We start from the raw sequence: 16,760 nt of genomic DNA, 5'->3' as shown, positions 1-16,760 counted from the left end.
CGCGCTGGGTTAGAATATCGGGCCGCCGCTCTCGACGCGGCCCGGCCTCATCGGCCGCGATGCGCCCGATAGGCCCATCGATCAATTCGCAAGCAAGACCGGGTCGTTAGCTCAGTCGGTAGAGCATCGGACTTTTAATCCGCTGGTCGTTGGTTCGATTCCAACACGACCCACCAAATCTTGTGCTGTTTGCGTCCAACTCAGTCCGATCCATCTCAAAAACCTCTTTGTAAACCTAGGTTTACATTCAGAACCTGGTTTGTCAGAGTCCGGTCTGGCCCACTTGAATCCGTCTGATTCCGGGGGTACCTTCAGGGGTATGGAGCCGGCGAGGGCCCTGTCTGGGGGTATGAGTGGCCGGAGATGGCGGAAAACTCACCGCGTTGGCGATCAAGGCTGCCAAGCCTGGCAAGCATTTCGATGGCGGCGGCTTGTATCTCGACGTGCGAGAGGTCGGCCGGTATTGGCGGTTGAAGTACCGCTTCGCCGGCAAGGAGAAGCTGCTGGCGCTCGGCGTGTTCCCCGAGGTGTCCTTGGCTGAAGCCCGCCGTGGCCGCGAAGCAGCGCGCGCTGTACTGCGTACGGGCAAGGACCCGTCGGCCGAGCGGCAAGGGGCCAAGACCAGAGCCAAGATAGCGGCCGCCAATAGTTTCGAAGCGATCGCGGAAGAGTGGCTGGAGCTGCGGTCCCACAACTGGACTCGCCGCCAATTCCTCAAGGAGCGGGCCCGGCTGGTAGTGCACGCTTACCCGTGGCTAGGCAAGACACCTATAGCCGACGTGGGGGTGGCAGAGATCAGACCCCTCCTGATGCGGCTCGTGAAGAAGGGACATACCGACCAGGCTCACAGGCTTCGGCAAGAGTTGAGCCGGATTTTCCGGCATGCCATCGCCACTGAGCGCGCCTCAAGGGATCCGGCTCACGATTTGAGGGACGTCTTGCCGGCGCATGCAAAGCGCAACTACGCCACGATCACGGATCCCGGACGGGTAGGTGAGCTCCTCCGGGCAATCGAGGCCTTTGGCGGCACCTTCCCGGTGGCCTGCGCCCTTCGGCTAGCTCCGTTGCTGTTCGCCCGGCCAGGCGAAATCCGGGCAGCGGAGTGGTCGGAGATCGACCTTGAGCACGCAGAAGGCGCGCGCTGGGTAATACCGGCGCATCGGCGGAAGCTGAAAAAGGCAGATAAAGACAATCCGCGGACACCCCCTCACATTGTCCCGCTTTCGGCTCAGGCGCTATCCATACTCCGCGAACTTCAGCCGCTCACGGGCCACGGCCGCTACCTATTTCCCGGGCAGCGCAGTCCGACGCGATCGATAAGCGAGAACACAATCAACGCCGCGTTGCGCCGTATCGGCTATGACAGGGATGCGATGACTGGGCACGGCTTCCGTCATATGGCGTCGACGTTGCTCAACGAGCTCGGTTTCGACAAAGACGCTATCGAGCGGCAGTTGTCGCATAAGGAGCCTGGAGTGGCTGGCGTCTACAACAAAGCCGAGCACTTAGGTCTGCGTACGAAGATGATGCAAGCGTGGGCTGACTACTTGGATGCGCTGCGGCAGGAAACTGGGAAAGTTGTACCGATTCATAGTGGGATCATTCGTGAGGTCCGCGCATGACAATTCGCTATGTGACCATCAAGAAATTCGAAGAATTAACCGGGTATACCACCAAAGCGGTTCAATCGAAGATGGCCAGGGGCGACTGGCTACTTGATCGCGAATACCTCAAAGCGCCAGACGGGCGGATATTAATGGACCTCCAGGGGTTCGAGCGCTGGGTAGAAAGCTCTGCGCTGATGCTCGCTGACCGTGTGACGTTCGGGAGGCCGCGAAGAGATCGATAACAAGCGGCCCGCGGCGTGTGCTACCACGTCGCGGGCCTTCCACAACCGTTCGATAGGAGAACGATCATGGCACCACCAAGCATAAGCCAGTTCCGTGGTCAGAAGCAGTACGCATCTGGAGCATTGATCCAATTGCTTCCCTCGTTGTCGGAGATAGAGGTTATGTTGAAATTTGTCCCAGAGCTTCCAACTGCGCATTGCGCAGCCGCAATCGCCAAGATCGACATCGGCGATGACGTCACCGACAAAGATCCGTGTTTACTTTTAATGGATCAGAAGGGAAAAATGGCGCTGACAGGCCCAATCAGTACGATTGATGAGTTGCCCACTGGTTACTCTCTCGTTGCTTCGATGGGACCTTCGACGGATGTGGAACGTCTAACGCATCGAATCGTGTGGGCTGACGCGGATAGGCTTCGGCGCTAAGTCGTGATAACCGCGGGTAAAGCCCAATTTGAAGAGCGCTTGCGTGAACTGCTTGTCGCGCAGAAGAGGCTGGGCGATGTTGATGAGGTCATGGCAGCGCTGAGCGTTGCTGTGAAAGTCTATTCGCAATTCACGCACAAAAAGCCCCGTCGAGCTGGGAAACAGTTCCCGTCCAAAGGAGTAAAGACCATCAAAGATGCGCGAGCTGAGCTCGCCGCTTTGGCGAAATCAATCGACGAAATGCAGAAGGATTTGCTAGCCGTTTCGCCGATTACTCTCTTGCATTTTTCAAGGGCGCGCGCCTACCGGAAAAGAGAACTGCCAAGAGGACGGGTATTGGCAAGTTTTAAGGACCTGGGATCAATATCAGAAGATATTAAATCAACGGTTGAGCGCGCCTCTGAGTTGGCTCGTAACGAGCCCGATAAGCCGGGCAATACTCCGCTGGTTTCCCTTGCGTACAAGGTCGGCCTGCAGCTTAAGACATTAGGAGTAGCACTCTCCATTTCAGAAGAATCCAGCGAAGTAAGCGGGAGGAGAGGTGGTGCGGTGTGGGCGCGAGTGACAAACCTCCTTTTGTCTATGAACGGATATCAGGTTCGCGTAGACAAGGGCGTATTAAGGGCCGCACGCGGTTGGTTTCAAGAGTTCGGGGATTAGCGTGAACTGGGGGAAATGTCGAGCAAATAATGTGCTGCATTTCCCCCAAGACTGAAGTCAGCGTCCATTGCATGATGTCGGCGTCCAGATAAGCCGGGATATGTCATGCAAAATAAAGAGGTCAATGAGGGGTTTCGGAATAGCACTGCGCAGCCATATCTTCGAGCTGCGCAAGCGGCGGCTCGGTACGGTATCGCGCGCAGCACGTTCTGGCTCTATGTCAAAGAGGGAAAACTCCCGCAGCCGATAAGATTCGGACCTCGTATTCGAGTCTGGAAAGTTGAGGAGATCGATAGGGCCTTTGAGGAGTTCTCGGGGAAGGGCGTTGGTGTGTCAGAGCTCACCAGTTCACGCAGAGAGTCTCCGCAGAGATCTACGCGACGGAGGGCCGGCCGGCAAAGCGCCGCGGTGGCGGAACTGTGACTCCGTTCGATGCCGCGCCTCGGAGGCGCCTGGGCACTCAAAGTACAGAGGATCCGTGGGCCCAAAGCGGAGCGGGAGTACGACGAACTCTCGACCAAACCGCTGACCGCGCGCAAGAGCGATGGGCCGCTGCAGGAGCGGTAGGCGTCAAACCAAGCAATTTCGATCAAGCTCCAAGAGCTGGCCTTGGTGGAGCGATCAGCGGCTTCGTGCGCGGCTTGTCAGGTGCACCAGCGATGGCGAGCGCACCTACGCCTATGAAGCCCGCCAGTCGACCTACAGCCGTAGTGCCTGCAGCGCCGATGGCTCGTCGGTCCTTAGGAGGTCCGAATGCTGGTGTCCGACCTACGGTGGCGGCGGATGCCATGCCAGCGGCCAATATCGCGATGCCCGCGACGGCTCGACTGCGCCCCGGTGACCCCAACACTTTTACCGGGTCCGATGGTCGCACGCATTCGGTGCCATACGATGTAGCCAACTCAGTGCCTCCTGTGGTGCCTAGCGTGCGGCGGCTGGATCCAGTTTTTGCCCCACCCAGCACTGCGCCCCAGGTTCAAGACGTCACGCAACGAACGCTCAATAGCGCGCGCGGCGCGGCGATCGACGCCAGGAACGATGCTGCAGAAATCCTCAACCCGTTGTCGACCAGTGGCGAATTGCTGCGTCGGCTCGAGATTAGCCAGGGCGGGTTCAAGGGAAGCCCTTCCGCACGCCGTGCTATGGCGGAGGCCTTAACCGGCCAGATCGGCGCTCAAAATGCTGCGTCAAGCATCGGCCAGGCGGCGGCCAATCAAGCTCTACAGCAGGGAGCGCAGGCTGAGAATGTCGCCAATGAAACTTACGCGCGCCGCAGGCTTGATGCCGACCAGTTCAACGTAGGCTCCGAATTAGACAGGGCCGTACTCGACGCGAAGGCAAGGAGACCGAGCGAAGCGATTCCGCTGATCCGTTCCCTTGATGGAAGAACGAGCCTTGTGAGAGAGGACGGTTCTGCAGAAACCCTTCGCGATGAAGCAGGCAATCCGATCCAAACGATTGCTGCAGGCGGTATCACGGAGAAGGACCTGTTCGAGGCCAGAAATAGTGAAATCCGTGCGGTGCAGGAGAACAGCTTCCGCGCGCTGGAAGATCGGGCTAGACAGTTGCGCGAAATCGACGAAAGACCGGAATACCAGCGGATTTTGCGCCGACTTTCTAAGCCGGAGAGCCCGGCCTTGGCGGAATTTCTTCCGCGGGCCAGGAAGCAGAATCCGGGTATGGCAGACGCGGTGCTTATCGAGTTTTACAACAAGCGATACGGTGGAGGTAATTCATGATCCACACAAATGAAACCGCCACGGTCCGGGCAGACGGTGGCGGTTTTTTGAACATAGCGCTGGGAACGCGATGGGAAGATATCACAGTTCGTAACGGAGAATTGCACGGGCGTGTCCTGAGTGGCCATCGCGGAGCAGTTAGGTGCCTTGAGCGCAGGGGGCTCCTATGACGGCGCCCCTGGTTCCTCCTGAAGTAGACCTACGAGATTTCGGCTTTATGCCGCTCGATGTGCGCCGCCTCCTTACTTCGGAAACTTGGATCGAAGCTGCGTACAACCCTAAGGTAGGCCATGCTGCAGTTTGCCTTTGGTGCGAAGCCTGGCATCAGGTGCCGGCGGGATCTCTACCCGATAACAATCGAGTGTTGGCTCGACTGGCCATGTGTGATGCCAGGACATGGGGTCGCATTCGAGCCGCGGTCCTGGCCGGCTGGGTGAAATGCAGCGATGGCCTGCTGTACCACCCCACGGTGGCAGAGAAGGCGCTCGAATCTTGGGGGCACAAGATCGCTCAGAGGAAGCGCACGGAGGCCGCAACGGCTGCTCGAAGTGCGAACCGAAAGTCAAAACCAGGTAAGCAGGAACAGAACGGCCACGATCGTCAACGCGGTGATCGTGCCGAACAACGTCACGACCAACGTGACGCACCGCGTAACGTTCACCAAGAGACAGGGACAGGGATAGGACAGGGAACAGAGATAGAAGAGCGCGCTCCCGCGGGATGTTCCGCTGAAGAAGGAGACCATGAGCTATCGCGTCTGGCTAGTCAGGCAAGTATGGCGATGAGGCGCGCGGGATTGATGCACGCCAACGATGCAGATCCACGGCTCAAGGCAGCCCTTGCGGCTGGAGTCGGCGTCCCGGAGCTCGAAGCCGCGGCCAAGGAAGCCCATGCGAAGGACTTGTCATTCGCATGGGCAGTGGCAGCAGCGGTAGGGCGCCGGCGCGATGCTGGCCCAGCAGCTCCCATCCGCGGAGTTGATTATCACGGGCGTGTGGGACTGGCCGACAAATTCCCATCCGTCTTGGCTGAATTCGATAACAGGGAGCCGATCGATGCTACGGCCATCGTTATCAGTTCTTGAGGTGGTCTGGCGTCATATGCTGGCCATGTTTGGCAATGCGTGGGCATCGCAATATGGCGAGCGGCCGGCAGGGATCACGGCGAGGACGTGGGCTGGAGTGCTCTCAGGCCTTTCAGAGGATCAGATATCGCACGGCCTGAGGAAGTGCACGAGCGAGGGGACCACCTTTCCTCCGACAGCACCGCAGTTCAGAGCGATGTGCCTCGAAATCCCGGACCTGGCCGAGGTTCGCCGGGAAATCGCGCCGGGCAGAAAGCCATCCTCTTTTGGCCGTTTGGTCTGGTCTTTTTTGGATAGCTACGCATACGGACACGCGAGTATCCGCGACGCCGATCGCCTGCTTCGTGAGGCATACAAACTTGCCCGCCAGCATGTCCTCGGTGGAGGAGAGCTGCCCGCCGAGCCCCAGGCGCTAATTGGCCAAGAAACGGCGGTCTACGTGCCCGCTTCACCTGACGTCGTTCGTCGACACCTCCTGAATATCTCGAAGGTCCTGGGTCGGAGCGAACACTCAGAGGGCTAGGCCGAAGTAACCACTTTGAGGGCGCACACCATGAAAGCAGATCAAACCCACGATACGAACGAGCAAGGTCCTAGTAGGCGCCCGGTAGGCGACTCCTCGCGCGGGCGCGCGCGTTTGACTTTGAGCGACCCGGCAAGTTTGTCGCCGGAAGCACGGACCAAACTGGTCGCGATGCTTGAAAAGCTGTGGGGTCAAGAGACTAAGCGACGTGGTCGGAAGAAGAGGGCGAAGGAGCGGGTGATATGCGGCGCGAAGATGGGGTTCGGCGTCCTTTGCCGTCTCAAGAGTGAACCAGGAAAGAAGCGCTGCCGATATCATGGCGGACGATCAACAGGACCCCGCACCGAGGCAGGCAAGGCGAGGTCGGCGGCGAACCTGCCGAATAGGCACAAGGAGCAACCCGAAGGCTAGGCTTGATATGGTGGTAATGGCAGGTCCGACCTTGCGCCAGCTTTGGGAGCAGGAATGCCGGCGGATCTGCCTTGCTTTCCGGTATCCCCATTCCCCGTCACCTACCGCCGGCCTGGTCGATCCCAGCTCGACACGCTGACGGGCGTTTTCAAAGTCCGTCAGGTTCTGGCCACTGCCATAACCATTCCGTAACAATTTAAGGTCGATCTACCGCAAGCCCAAAACAATGACCCGTGCGGCAGATGTTGACGCCATCCGGGACTGATAGGATTAGTCTGGGGTGATTGAAAGGGGCGATGCCGCCTGGCATCGGATCGCAGACGGGGTCTAGGGCAGCTCACATGCTTCCTCTCAGGGATGAGGTCTCAACGCGCCCATGAGGACAGCGTCAGACTCCGCAACTCACAGCCCTTCTTTTAGGCCGGGTATGGACCAGCCGCCGGGAAGGGTGGACAACGTGCCGTCCGCTATCACCGGGCTGCCTCTGCGCTACTTCACGCCCGATCCCCTAACGGTGCTGCTCGATCGCTGCAGGCCGACAGCGGGGGCTGTCCCTGTTGTACAAGACCCGCGGCTTGAAGACGCAGGCCTGCTGTTGATCGCGTCTTCGTCGCGGCGCGGGCCCAGTGGCGGTGTTGATTTCGCGCAGGCGATGCGATTTGCCGAAATCCTCACGGGTTTAAAGCAGCTAGATACGCTAGATGAAATTGTCAACGCCGGAAGAACGCTTTCAACGCGGGTCACGGGGCTCCGGGATGAGATCGTATTTTCGGGTGGGCCTACAGCAAGCGATGCGCATTTGGTCTACGCGTTGCCGGCCTCATTGCGGCAACTCCTTGTGTCGCTTGAAGCAGGACTAGCGGGTTTGAACGAATCACCGCTAGACCCCGCCATTGTGGTCGGGGTCACAGGCTTCTTTTGCATCCATCTCCATCCCTTTGTAGACGCCAACGGCCGATGGTCGCGGCTCGTTATGGCATCTGTAGGTGCGCGGCGCAAAGCGGGTTGGCCGGCAATGGTTCAGACAAGCTTGCAAAACGCATGCAAGCGCGAGTTCGGCGAGAGGATATGGCCGGAAGCTAGGGCAAATGGACTTAAGAATTATCTTTTACTGGTTCATCGCTTCGAGCAAGAGCTGACGGGTAGGCTTCACGGGTCAGAAATACTGCACGCGCTTTCGACGATTACAGGCGAAATAAATAGGCAGGCCAGAACCCGCAGCGCCAGACAAACGACGATCGCGGAACTGTTTTCGAAGAATAGCGTTTCGGTGCACAAGTTGCGGGAGAAGTTCGGCTCGTCTGCCAAATCCATGGCAGGTTTCTTGGACAGGGTCACGAGTTACAGCACGATAGTTCGGGTCGAAAAGGACATGCTCTCGATACAGGGCTTGATCGATGCGTCGGAAGCGGAATTCGGCGCTTGCGTTGAAAAAATTGTACGGGGATAGGAACGAATGAACTGCCAAAATCTTCAGCATCTCGGTCGCGAGTTGCCACCAGCCGCCATGACCGATTTGAAGCGGGCGATCGCGACGCTATTGTTTATCGGTGCGGCGTCTATGGGGTTCCAAGCTTCCGCGCAATCTGCCCATGACCCCACTAAAAGGGTCACGACGTTAGATGGGCTTCTAGTGATTGGCCGCAATCCGGGCGGTGGCGGTAGTTATGGCGCGGGTGGCTACGCCTATGGCGGCGGTTTTGATACTGGAAGTAGCAATACTTACTCAGGGGAAACGGGAGATCCTCCCGCCGATGATCCAGGGCCAAGTAAAGAAACCCTATGCGACAATCCTGTCGATATCGTCACAGGAAAGAAGTCTCATTTCGAAACGGACTTCGCATCCGAAGCAGATGATGGGCTGAGGTTCGATAGAGCCTACAACCAACTCTGGGCTGGTTATGGCCTTTTGGGAGGCCGATGGATCACGAACTTCGATCTGACCCTTTCTTTCGATACACGGTGGCCCGAACAGGTGGGGTGCTACCCCACTGTCGATCCGACATATTGCGTGCCGTCTGCGCCGACGAATATCTATTCGCATCGTGAAGGCGGCGACGTCATTACTTTCACGTACGACGCGGCGAGTGGAACCTGGAAAGGCTCAGAAGAGGCTCCCAATGCCAGCATCGTTAAGTTAGGCGACGGCACTTTTAAGTTAAGCCTCCCTGGGAAAGGATATGAGATATATGCGGGCGGCGGGCTGATTACCCAGCGTAAGGGCCTGGATAACGTCGGCCTGACCTACAGCTACAACGGAACCTTGCTTACTCAGGTGACGCACACTTCCGGTCGCAACATCCAAATCGAGCAAGATCGGAGCCCGACTGGGTGGGTGAAGGTAAAGGACCCGGCCGGAAATGTATATACGTATGCATTTGGATACGAAACTGCTCTTCTAACATACGTAACTTTCCCAGACGGGAAAGGAAATATTACCTATGGGTACGATGGGTATGATGGTGCCTTAGGTGGCATATATGTGAATGGAGTTAGAAAAACCCGCTATACCTATGACGCTTCACGACGGGTAATCGAGTCTCGCAAGGAAGACGGAAGTGACATCAAGACGTACGCCTACTTTTCTGATCGAACCGAAAGAACGAATTCGCTCGGGAAAAAGACAATATATGCGATCCAAAATGGAAAGATCGCTTCGGTTTCTGGCGTGGTCTCTGCGCATTGTGCGGCGACCTTTAGCGCTAGAACGTTCGATAGCGAAGGACGACTTGATGAGGAAACAGACGAAAATGGCGTTAAGATCAACTACGACTACGACACAAATGGTCGGCTGATCAAGAAAACTGAAGCAGTCGGAACCCCGCAGCAAAGGGTGTCGGAACTGGAGTGGGATGCAGAGAACAGGCTGACGCGTCGGAAGGTGGTTGGATTCGCCGAGGATATTTTTAGCTATACGCCGGATGGGTATATCGCGAGCGTCGTCAACAAAAATCTTTCGACGAAAGGGGTTAGTGGAGCTACCCACACCACGACATACGTATATACCAAGCAGCCAAATGGGATGCTCGCTTCAGCGACGCTTGATGGTCCACTTCAAGGCTCAGGCGATGCGATCACGAGCACATACGATGCCTACGGGCGTCTTTCCTCTGTCACAAATAGCCTTGGCCATACCACGCTTTACAGCAACTACAATGTGCTTGGTAAGCCTGGCCGAATAACCAGCGCCAATGGTGCAATTGCGGACTACTCGTACGATGTTCGCGGACGAGTTTTGACAGAAACGACTTACGTCGGCACCTCGCCGAGCACAACGATCAATAGCTACGATGCTCGTGGGCGCCTAGCAGCAACCACTACTCCCGACAATGTCACGACCAGTTTCTTCTACGACAGTAGTGATCGGCTGATCAAGGCGACGCGTCCCGAGCCCGGCTCGCCCTATGCCAGCCAGATGAGCAGTCTGACGGGCCCGACTTCTTCGGCGGGTTCTACGGGGCAATTCACCGTAGAAGGCGAATTGGACGGCGGCGGCACCGTCGCACCGATGATCTGCCATCCGCAGCCGGATTGCGAAACCGATCCGCCGGGACCGCCCCTCCGTTCGGCCGGCTTCGTCGACCAGAACGTACCTACGATGATGGTGGCCGGACAAACCTATTCCGTCACGCTGCGCATGATCAACGGTGGCAGCGAGACTTGGACCGCCGCAACCAACCACAACCTGGGTTCGGCCAACCCGCTCGACAACATGACTTGGGGCTTGCAGCGCGTCGCGACGCCAGGCTCGGTAGCCAATGGGCAAACCGCGACCTTCAATTTCAACGTCACCGCTCCGGCTACCGCCGGCAACTACAATTTCCAGTGGCGGATGGTGCGCGACGGCGTGGCTTGGTTCGGCGCCTATACGCCGAATACCGTGATCACCGTTCAGCCCGCCCCTACGAACGGCGCTTCGTTCGTGAGCAAGAGCATCCCGGCATCCGTGGAGACCGGGAAGCCGGTGACTTTCAACATTCAGATGCTCAATAGCGGCACCACCACGTGGACGCCGGACCTCTACTTCCTCTCTCCGACCAACGGCGCCAACTACGCGCTATGGAATATGAGCTGGGGCACGCTGTCCGCCCCGGTGGCGCCTGGCCAGACCGCAAACTTCAGCATTCCGGCGACGGCTCCGGCCGTCGGCAATTATTCGCTACAGTGGTCGATGATCAAATACGGCGTCGAATGGTTCGGGCCGCTGGTCGACGCGTCTATCGCGGTCCAGCCCCCACCCCCGCCGCCGCTCGGCTTCCAGAAATTCAGCTACAACTTGAACGGCGACGTCACCATGATCGAGACCGGCATCGAATCCGGCTCATCGACGCTGGTCCTGTCGCGCACCTACATCGACTACGACGAGCTCGCGCGCGTCCGCGCCAGACGCGGTAACGACGTCAACGGTAGCAGTTCGAATATTCGTTATACCTACGATGGCGTAGGTCGAGTCAAGACGATTACCGACTCGCTCAATAGAGTCACGACGTTAACTTACGACGGCTTGGCTCGGATGGTCACATCTACCGATCCTCGCAATGCAATTACTCAGTTCGAATATGACGCTGGGGACCGATTAGCCAAGGTGGTGGATTCGCGGGGCCTTATCACGACTTACAGCTATGACGGATTCGGGCAGCTCTGGTCTCAATCTAGTCCGGATACAGGTATCACTACTTTCCAATATAGCCCTGAGGGGTTACGTACAAGTCTAAGTAGGGCAGACGGCAGCGGATTGGTCTACCAATACGATGGGCTCGGGCGTATTACTTGGTATGGCACAAGTACCGCCGGTCGCAACTACACGTACGATACGTGCGCCAATGGCAAGGGCATGTTGTGTGAGACCAATACGAATCTCGCTGGCGGGACTATCACTCAATATTCCTACACCCCTCAAGGGCAGGTGGCGACTAAGCACGATTGGACACCAAGCTCTAGCTACCACACGGGTTACGCTTACGACGGCATGGGCCGGATCACCGGCATTAGCTATCCGAGCGGCGTCTATGTTGCCTACTCCTATGCCAATGGCCGCTTGTCGGGCGTGGCCGCCAACGCGAGTGGGACAGGCGTCTATGTGGCCACGAACTTCCTCTATCGACCTTTTGGGCCAGCGATCGGCTGGACCTACGGCAACGGCTTAGAGCGCCGCTACAACTACGACATGGATGGTCGCCTGAGCGGCATCAGCACCAGCGATACCGACACTCTGACTCAGAGCTTGACTTATGCTTTCGACAAGAACAACGACATCACGTCTATGACCGATGCCGCAACGCCATCGTTGAGCCGGAACTACGGTTACGACGAGCTAAGCCGATTAACCAGCGTGTCTGCAGGTGGCGCGAATATGGCGACCTGGCAGCACGACGCCAACGGCAACCGCGGCAGTTATGTCGGGCCCAACGGCGACAGGGTGTACAGCATCGATGCGTACAGTAATCGTGTCATAGGGTCTAATCTTTCAAACAACAACACCGCCGTCGAATACCAATACGATGGCCGTGGCAACCGAAATTGGGAACATGCGCACTACCATCACATCACCTCGTACGAGTACGACGCCTTCAACCGTATGTCGAAGGCTTCCTACTACAATGGCGCGACTACGGCGGACACTACCTATACATTTAACGCGCACGACCAACGCGTCGCCAAATCGAATTCGACGGGCACGACCCGCTTCGTCTACGCCGGCCAGAACCAACTGTTGGCCGAATCCGATGCCAGTGGATGGAAGAGCTATATTTGGGTAGGGAACGAACTGCTAGGCGTCGTTACACCGAATAGCGTGCTCAACTTTGTGCATAACGACAATCTGGGGCGGCCTGAGACCGTCACCAGTTCGACGCAGCAGCCGGTTTGGCGTGCCGCGAACTATGCCTTTGAACGAACCGTTTACCAAGACGGTATTGGTGGTCTCAATATCGGGTATCCGGGGCAGTATTTCGACTCAGAGACGGGGAATTGGTACAACGGCTTCCGGGATTACGACGCGAGCATCGGTCGCTACTTGCAATCTGACCCGATAGGACTAGTTGGCGGCATGAATACCTATGCCTATGTCGGCGGGAATCCGATGACTCGCGTCGATCCGGCTGGACTCGAGTGCAATGAGAAGGGCTGTTGGGTTTCGGATGTTGAGAGAAGGGCGGCGAATAATGGCGATTGGGATGTTTACTATCAATCCGCTTGCGCCGGCGGCGACACCTATGCATGCAGGGGCTACGAGGTTGCATCGCAAACCGGAGCCTCGCTAGGAAATTATGCTGGAGCACTCTTCACCAACGTGCGGCTGGCGAATTCTTTAAAGGAAAACGATCCCGAGCTAAATAACTGCCCGCGGGAACTAGAAAACAGGATGAACAAGGTTCGGGTGGGCTTGGTTCGAGGGCATATGAACGCCTTAGATAGAGCCGGGGCAAGCCCATCGAACCCAGTGCGGTTGAGCGGTCAAACAATCGCTGAATTTCATTATGATGTTTTCCGAGCAAATGGGGCTTCGCCAGACATATTTGGTGGCGATTTCCTTTGGACTGTCGGAAGGCCTGTCGTGAACTTCTTCTTTACATGGTGCACTCTACCGAGTTGTGAACTATGAAGTGGCTCGTACTCAGTATTGGACTTTTGTGCTCGACAGCATGTGGTTCACGAAACCACGGGGCCGACAAGGGTGTTTTTTGTGTTCCGGCAGCGCGTGCCATCTCTAACGTGGGTTGGGCGCCAGCCGATACTGGCCATATGGGTGACGTTGCATTTCGCGGATGCGAAGCAGCCGATAAGGATTGCGGACTGCCAAAAGAGATCAGTAGTGGTCTTATCACCACCAAAACCGCACAGGTTTGGAAGTGGGAGAGCCTTCCGGCTGACTCCTTTTATAAACGCGTAGCGATTGAAGGCAGTCCTCAGTTCGAATTGTCTGGCGACGGCCGTACGGTGACTATTTCAAACCCCAACCTAACAAGCGACCTCTATGTTTGGAGGAAGGTAGCGTCTGCTAATGGGCGGCAAAATCCCCTTGCTGACGGCGACGAGCTTTTGGCGGTTTGTCGCCTAGCGGAACAAGCGGGGCGGTCCGCCGAATCATGGATTCTTTCTTGCGATCGTTATGTGCAAGGTAAGGGCTATGGATTGCACTACACATTTAAATCAACGGGTCGAGTGCCGCAAGACGTTCAGTCGATGGACTCTAAGACCCTCGCGCAGGTTGAAAGCTGGCGTTGCAAAAAAGATTGATCGCGCGCGCGTAATCGCTATGGGCGTTTTCGGCCGACTGCTTGATATTTTTGAGACAGAGATGCTGATGTTTGAAGTGGGATATAGCAACGGTGCTTATGCGATAAGCCATGAATCTTGTTGAAAAAATTAGACAGGCGACTCAACGTATAGACGGCCGCTATTTTGATTTGCCCGTTGCGGGCCGAGAGCCAATTAAGCGTGAGCGCGCTTATTGCTACGAACTCTATCATCAACTCCGCCTCATATTCGGCGATATGCGTCTCACGCTAACTGCTGAGCCAGACAAGCGGGGTCATCCAGATTTTGACTCGCATACCGGCCCAAACCCAGACCTAATTCTTCACCTTCCCGGCGTACATCGATATAACGCTGCGGTCATAGAGGTTGAATGTCGCCCCGACCTGGGCCACCTCAAGAAAGACCTTAAGACGCTCAAGCTGATGCAGGGCATAGGATATCGAAGGCTAATCTTGTTGCTTTTTGGAGTGGATAGCGTTCCCTGGAAAAAATTGATCGACGCGACGGCTGCGGCTGATCTTCCTTTAGCAGAAATAGTCGTTCTGCTTCATCGAACGAGCGGCGAGGAAGCGCGTCTCGAGCTTCCACCGAATCTAGCCTAAACATTTGGTCGATCATCTTCTTTAGGAATAAGCTGTGTGCAAGACATTCTCCCGCCATCACTAATAAGCATGCTTCGTGACCGATATCTGGCGGGCGTTGCGGATGCAGAAGCTTTCTTTGATCAAAATCGCGGCGATGAGGACTCTCTGACGGGTGCGCTTGGACAAGCGCTGGCCATGCGTGAGCCGATCCTATTTACCGGCCCAGAAGGCATCTACTCGGTTCGTGTTAGTTATATGAAGCTGCGTGGCCGCGGCCCAAATGCTCCTGAGAAACGACTGGGTGCGGACGGCATCTTTCAGATTGAAGTTGCGAACAATCGTGGAGACGTAATTCGCAGAAAAGGTCTTCCATTCCAAGCGAAAACAAACTGGCGAGGGAAGAGCTCAACTCTGCTGCGGCAGGCCGAGCTTATGGAGCAGATGTCTCCCGGGGGGCTTGTGATTGACTATTCTTCAAACGGTTACAAAGCATGCCTTGCGAATAATGTGGTTGTAGTGGGAGGGCATAGATCTGGCGTCAATCACAGCGGTGCGATGCGTCCGCTCGGCCAAGTTCTAAGCCGTGATTTTTTGAATTGCACTATTGGGACGAGAGATTTGTATTTTGACCCGGAAAGAGAAATTTATAGTCAGTTTGAAGGGGCCGGCGGCTTAAATTTAATTACGACGCAGGTCACCAAGGTTGGTCAAGATGAGGCGTGACTGAAGCGCGTTGGTCCAAGCACTAATTCAAGACACGCTTCTATACGCGGAGCGGAGACTGGGTGCACGGATGCCTCAATCAACGATAGAGGAATGTAAATGAGGCCTGCAGCTAATCTAGGTATCGCCTCGGGACCCGCGATCCGCTACCAGGTCAGCCCTTAAGAACGGCCGGCAAAGGCTTGTTTTGCCTACTGTCTTAACCGGTGAGATGGGGCCGGCGTTCACTGGGTTTGGACTTTTATACCCTTAGGGTGTAAATATTTACACCATGAGCCTAACCGACCGCCAAGACGCGATCTTGGAATACCTGCGCGCCTCTATTGCGGCCAACGGACGTCCGCCAACCATTTTGGAGATTGCTGAAGGCTTTGGCCTGGCTAGCCCCAATGGGGTAGCCAAACACCTCCAGGCGTTAGCCGAAAAAGGGTTCATCGAGCTCACGCGAGGCCGAGCGCGTGGGATCCGCTTACTGGAGGCGAGGCGCGCCTCCGACACCCTGAGCTTGCCCCTCATAGGGCGAGTGGCCGCTGGCATACCGATTCTGGTCGGTGATCATATCGAGCGCGAAATTGCGGTAGATCGGGCTTTGTTTCGACCACGGCCGCGCTATCTGCTTCGAGTCCAAGGCCAGTCGATGATCGAAGCGGGGATCCTCGATGGCGATCTGATTGGCGTCCATCCCACGCCCGATGCTGAGCATGGGCAAATCGTGGTGGCGCGAGTGGGTGAGGAAGGCATTACCGTCAAACGCTTGCACCGCAAAGGGCGATCGTTACGTCTGATGCCTTGCAATCCGACTTTTGCGCCGATCGATCCGGATCCGACCGAAGACTTCGCGGTCGAGGGACTTTACTGCGGCCTAATCCGGACGGTCTAAGCATGGGCCAGGTGATAGCACTGGATAACCTGTTGCTCGCGCGTCAGGTGTGGCGCGGTCGCTCGAATGCGCTGCCGCTTAGTCGACAATCCACAGGACACGCCTCGCTGGATGAAGCGCTGCCTTTGGGTGGATGGCCCGAGCGCTCGCTTACCGAGATATTGATACCCGCCGACGGGGTAGGCGAGTTGGATCTGCTCATGCCGACCTTGGAGCGGTTTACGCAAGCAGGTAAAGCCGTCGCCTTGATCGCTCCGCCTTACATTCCCTATGCGCCGGCTTGGCAAGTGCGCGGGATCGATCTGCGCCATCTCCATATCGTGGAGGCCGAGCCCAGGCAAGCGGTGTGGGCCTTTGAACAGGCGCTGCGCTCGGGCGCATGCGCCGCGGTGGTGGCCTGGCCACAGAAAGTTAACCATCATGCGTTGCGCCGTCTGCAGGTAGCCGCAGATACCGGCCAAACGCTGGGCTTTGCCGTTCGCGACCTGCGTTATGCCAATGAGGCATCGCCCGCCGCTTTGCGTCTGGAGATTGGCGTGGACCGTCAGGTCTTTGTGCGCAAATGCCGCGGTGGACCCGCGCCAACACGCGCATTTCCCATTGCCGTTCGCCATTGAGCCG

The 16,760-nt window shown here is 56.9% G+C and carries 13 protein-coding genes, 1 tRNA gene and 1 pseudogene; all 15 read left to right on the top strand.

Translation table 11 applies throughout. From position 1 onward, the window contains the following. Positions 1-100 precede the first annotated feature (100 nt). The 15 genes and pseudogenes from FCE95_RS07715 (at position 101) to imuA (ending at position 16,756) form a co-directional block, all read left to right on the top strand. Positions 101-176 (top strand) — tRNA-Lys (locus FCE95_RS07715). A gap of 177 nt (positions 177-353) precedes the next feature. Then, positions 354-1,622 carry a tyrosine-type recombinase/integrase gene (locus tag FCE95_RS07710; protein ID WP_137266344.1) on the top strand — a complete coding sequence of 423 codons (1,269 nt, stop codon included), beginning with the start codon at positions 354-356 and terminating at the stop codon, positions 1,620-1,622. Between the two features lie 293 nt (positions 1,623-1,915). Next, on the top strand, positions 1,916-2,275 hold the full coding sequence (locus tag FCE95_RS07700) for a hypothetical protein (RefSeq protein WP_137266342.1): 360 nt from the start codon (positions 1,916-1,918) through the stop codon (positions 2,273-2,275). Positions 2,276-2,314: 39 nt separating this feature from the next. Then, positions 2,315-2,935, top strand: coding sequence for a hypothetical protein (locus FCE95_RS07695; RefSeq protein ID WP_137266341.1), 621 nt, complete (start codon positions 2,315-2,317; stop codon positions 2,933-2,935). A gap of 105 nt (positions 2,936-3,040) precedes the next feature. Beyond that, positions 3,041-3,358 (top strand): helix-turn-helix transcriptional regulator, encoded by a 318-nt coding sequence (locus FCE95_RS17470; RefSeq protein WP_137266340.1) that lies wholly within the window; start codon positions 3,041-3,043, stop codon positions 3,356-3,358. A 365-nt stretch (positions 3,359-3,723) separates the two neighbouring features. Continuing rightward, positions 3,724-4,674, top strand: a complete 951-nt coding sequence (locus tag FCE95_RS07685; protein ID WP_137266339.1) for a hypothetical protein — start codon at positions 3,724-3,726, stop codon at positions 4,672-4,674. Positions 4,675-4,840: 166 nt separating this feature from the next. Then, positions 4,841-5,140 (top strand): annotated as a pseudogene (locus FCE95_RS17465) (DUF1376 domain-containing protein); the annotation flags it as partial. A gap of 1,171 nt (positions 5,141-6,311) precedes the next feature. Continuing rightward, positions 6,312-6,692 (top strand): HGGxSTG domain-containing protein, encoded by a 381-nt coding sequence (locus FCE95_RS17460; protein ID WP_137266338.1) that lies wholly within the window; start codon positions 6,312-6,314, stop codon positions 6,690-6,692. Between the two features lie 427 nt (positions 6,693-7,119). After that, on the top strand, positions 7,120-8,142 hold the full coding sequence (locus FCE95_RS07670; protein WP_189644663.1) for a Fic family protein: 1,023 nt from the start codon (positions 7,120-7,122) through the stop codon (positions 8,140-8,142). A 6-nt stretch (positions 8,143-8,148) separates the two neighbouring features. Continuing rightward, the gene (locus FCE95_RS07665; RefSeq protein WP_137266336.1) at positions 8,149-13,296 is read left to right on the top strand and encodes an RHS repeat-associated core domain-containing protein; all 5,148 of its coding nucleotides are present in this window, start codon (positions 8,149-8,151) and stop codon (positions 13,294-13,296) included. A gap of 140 nt (positions 13,297-13,436) precedes the next feature. Beyond that, complete coding sequence (locus tag FCE95_RS07660) at positions 13,437-13,931, top strand: hypothetical protein (RefSeq protein ID WP_137266335.1); 495 nt, start codon at positions 13,437-13,439, stop codon at positions 13,929-13,931. A 110-nt stretch (positions 13,932-14,041) separates the two neighbouring features. Beyond that, positions 14,042-14,554: a methionyl-tRNA formyltransferase-like protein gene (locus FCE95_RS07655; protein ID WP_137266334.1), complete on the top strand. Its 513-nt coding sequence runs from the start codon at positions 14,042-14,044 to the stop codon at positions 14,552-14,554. A gap of 36 nt (positions 14,555-14,590) precedes the next feature. Further along, positions 14,591-15,259, top strand: coding sequence for a hypothetical protein (locus tag FCE95_RS07650; protein ID WP_137266333.1), 669 nt, complete (start codon positions 14,591-14,593; stop codon positions 15,257-15,259). Between the two features lie 271 nt (positions 15,260-15,530). Beyond that, positions 15,531-16,139 (top strand): transcriptional repressor LexA, encoded by a 609-nt coding sequence (gene lexA / locus FCE95_RS07645; RefSeq protein ID WP_137266332.1) that lies wholly within the window; start codon positions 15,531-15,533, stop codon positions 16,137-16,139. Between the two features lie 2 nt (positions 16,140-16,141). Beyond that, positions 16,142-16,756 carry a translesion DNA synthesis-associated protein ImuA gene (gene imuA, locus FCE95_RS07640; RefSeq protein WP_137266331.1) on the top strand — a complete coding sequence of 205 codons (615 nt, stop codon included), beginning with the start codon at positions 16,142-16,144 and terminating at the stop codon, positions 16,754-16,756. The last annotated feature ends 4 nt before the right edge of the window (positions 16,757-16,760 follow it).

Origin of the sequence: Luteimonas gilva, from assembly GCF_005239095.1 — a bacterium.
GTDB classification, from domain to species: domain Bacteria; phylum Pseudomonadota; class Gammaproteobacteria; order Xanthomonadales; family Xanthomonadaceae; genus Luteimonas_C; species Luteimonas_C gilva.
The sequence above is the reverse complement of the archived record's forward strand: the minus strand, read 5'-3'. Positions and strand labels throughout refer to the sequence as shown.

Bases quoted from the DNA above. Each gene is read 5' to 3' on its own strand.
- FCE95_RS17460 (WP_137266338.1), top strand. From the start codon at position 6,312: ATGAAAGCAGATCAAACCCACGATACGAACGAGCAAGGTCCTAGTAGG.
- FCE95_RS07660 (WP_137266335.1), top strand. From the start codon at position 13,437: ATGGGTGACGTTGCATTTCGCGGATGCGAAGCAGCCGATAAGGATTGC.
- FCE95_RS07685 (WP_137266339.1), top strand. From the start codon at position 3,724: ATGCCAGCGGCCAATATCGCGATGCCCGCGACGGCTCGACTGCGCCCC.
- lexA (WP_137266332.1), top strand. From the start codon at position 15,531: ATGAGCCTAACCGACCGCCAAGACGCGATCTTGGAATACCTGCGCGCC.
- FCE95_RS07665 (WP_137266336.1), top strand. From the start codon at position 8,149: ATGAACTGCCAAAATCTTCAGCATCTCGGTCGCGAGTTGCCACCAGCC.
- imuA (WP_137266331.1), top strand. From the start codon at position 16,142: ATGGGCCAGGTGATAGCACTGGATAACCTGTTGCTCGCGCGTCAGGTG.
- FCE95_RS17470 (WP_137266340.1), top strand. From the start codon at position 3,041: ATGCAAAATAAAGAGGTCAATGAGGGGTTTCGGAATAGCACTGCGCAG.
- FCE95_RS07670 (WP_189644663.1), top strand. From the start codon at position 7,120: ATGGACCAGCCGCCGGGAAGGGTGGACAACGTGCCGTCCGCTATCACC.
- FCE95_RS07700 (WP_137266342.1), top strand. From the start codon at position 1,916: ATGGCACCACCAAGCATAAGCCAGTTCCGTGGTCAGAAGCAGTACGCA.
- FCE95_RS07655 (WP_137266334.1), top strand. From the start codon at position 14,042: ATGAATCTTGTTGAAAAAATTAGACAGGCGACTCAACGTATAGACGGC.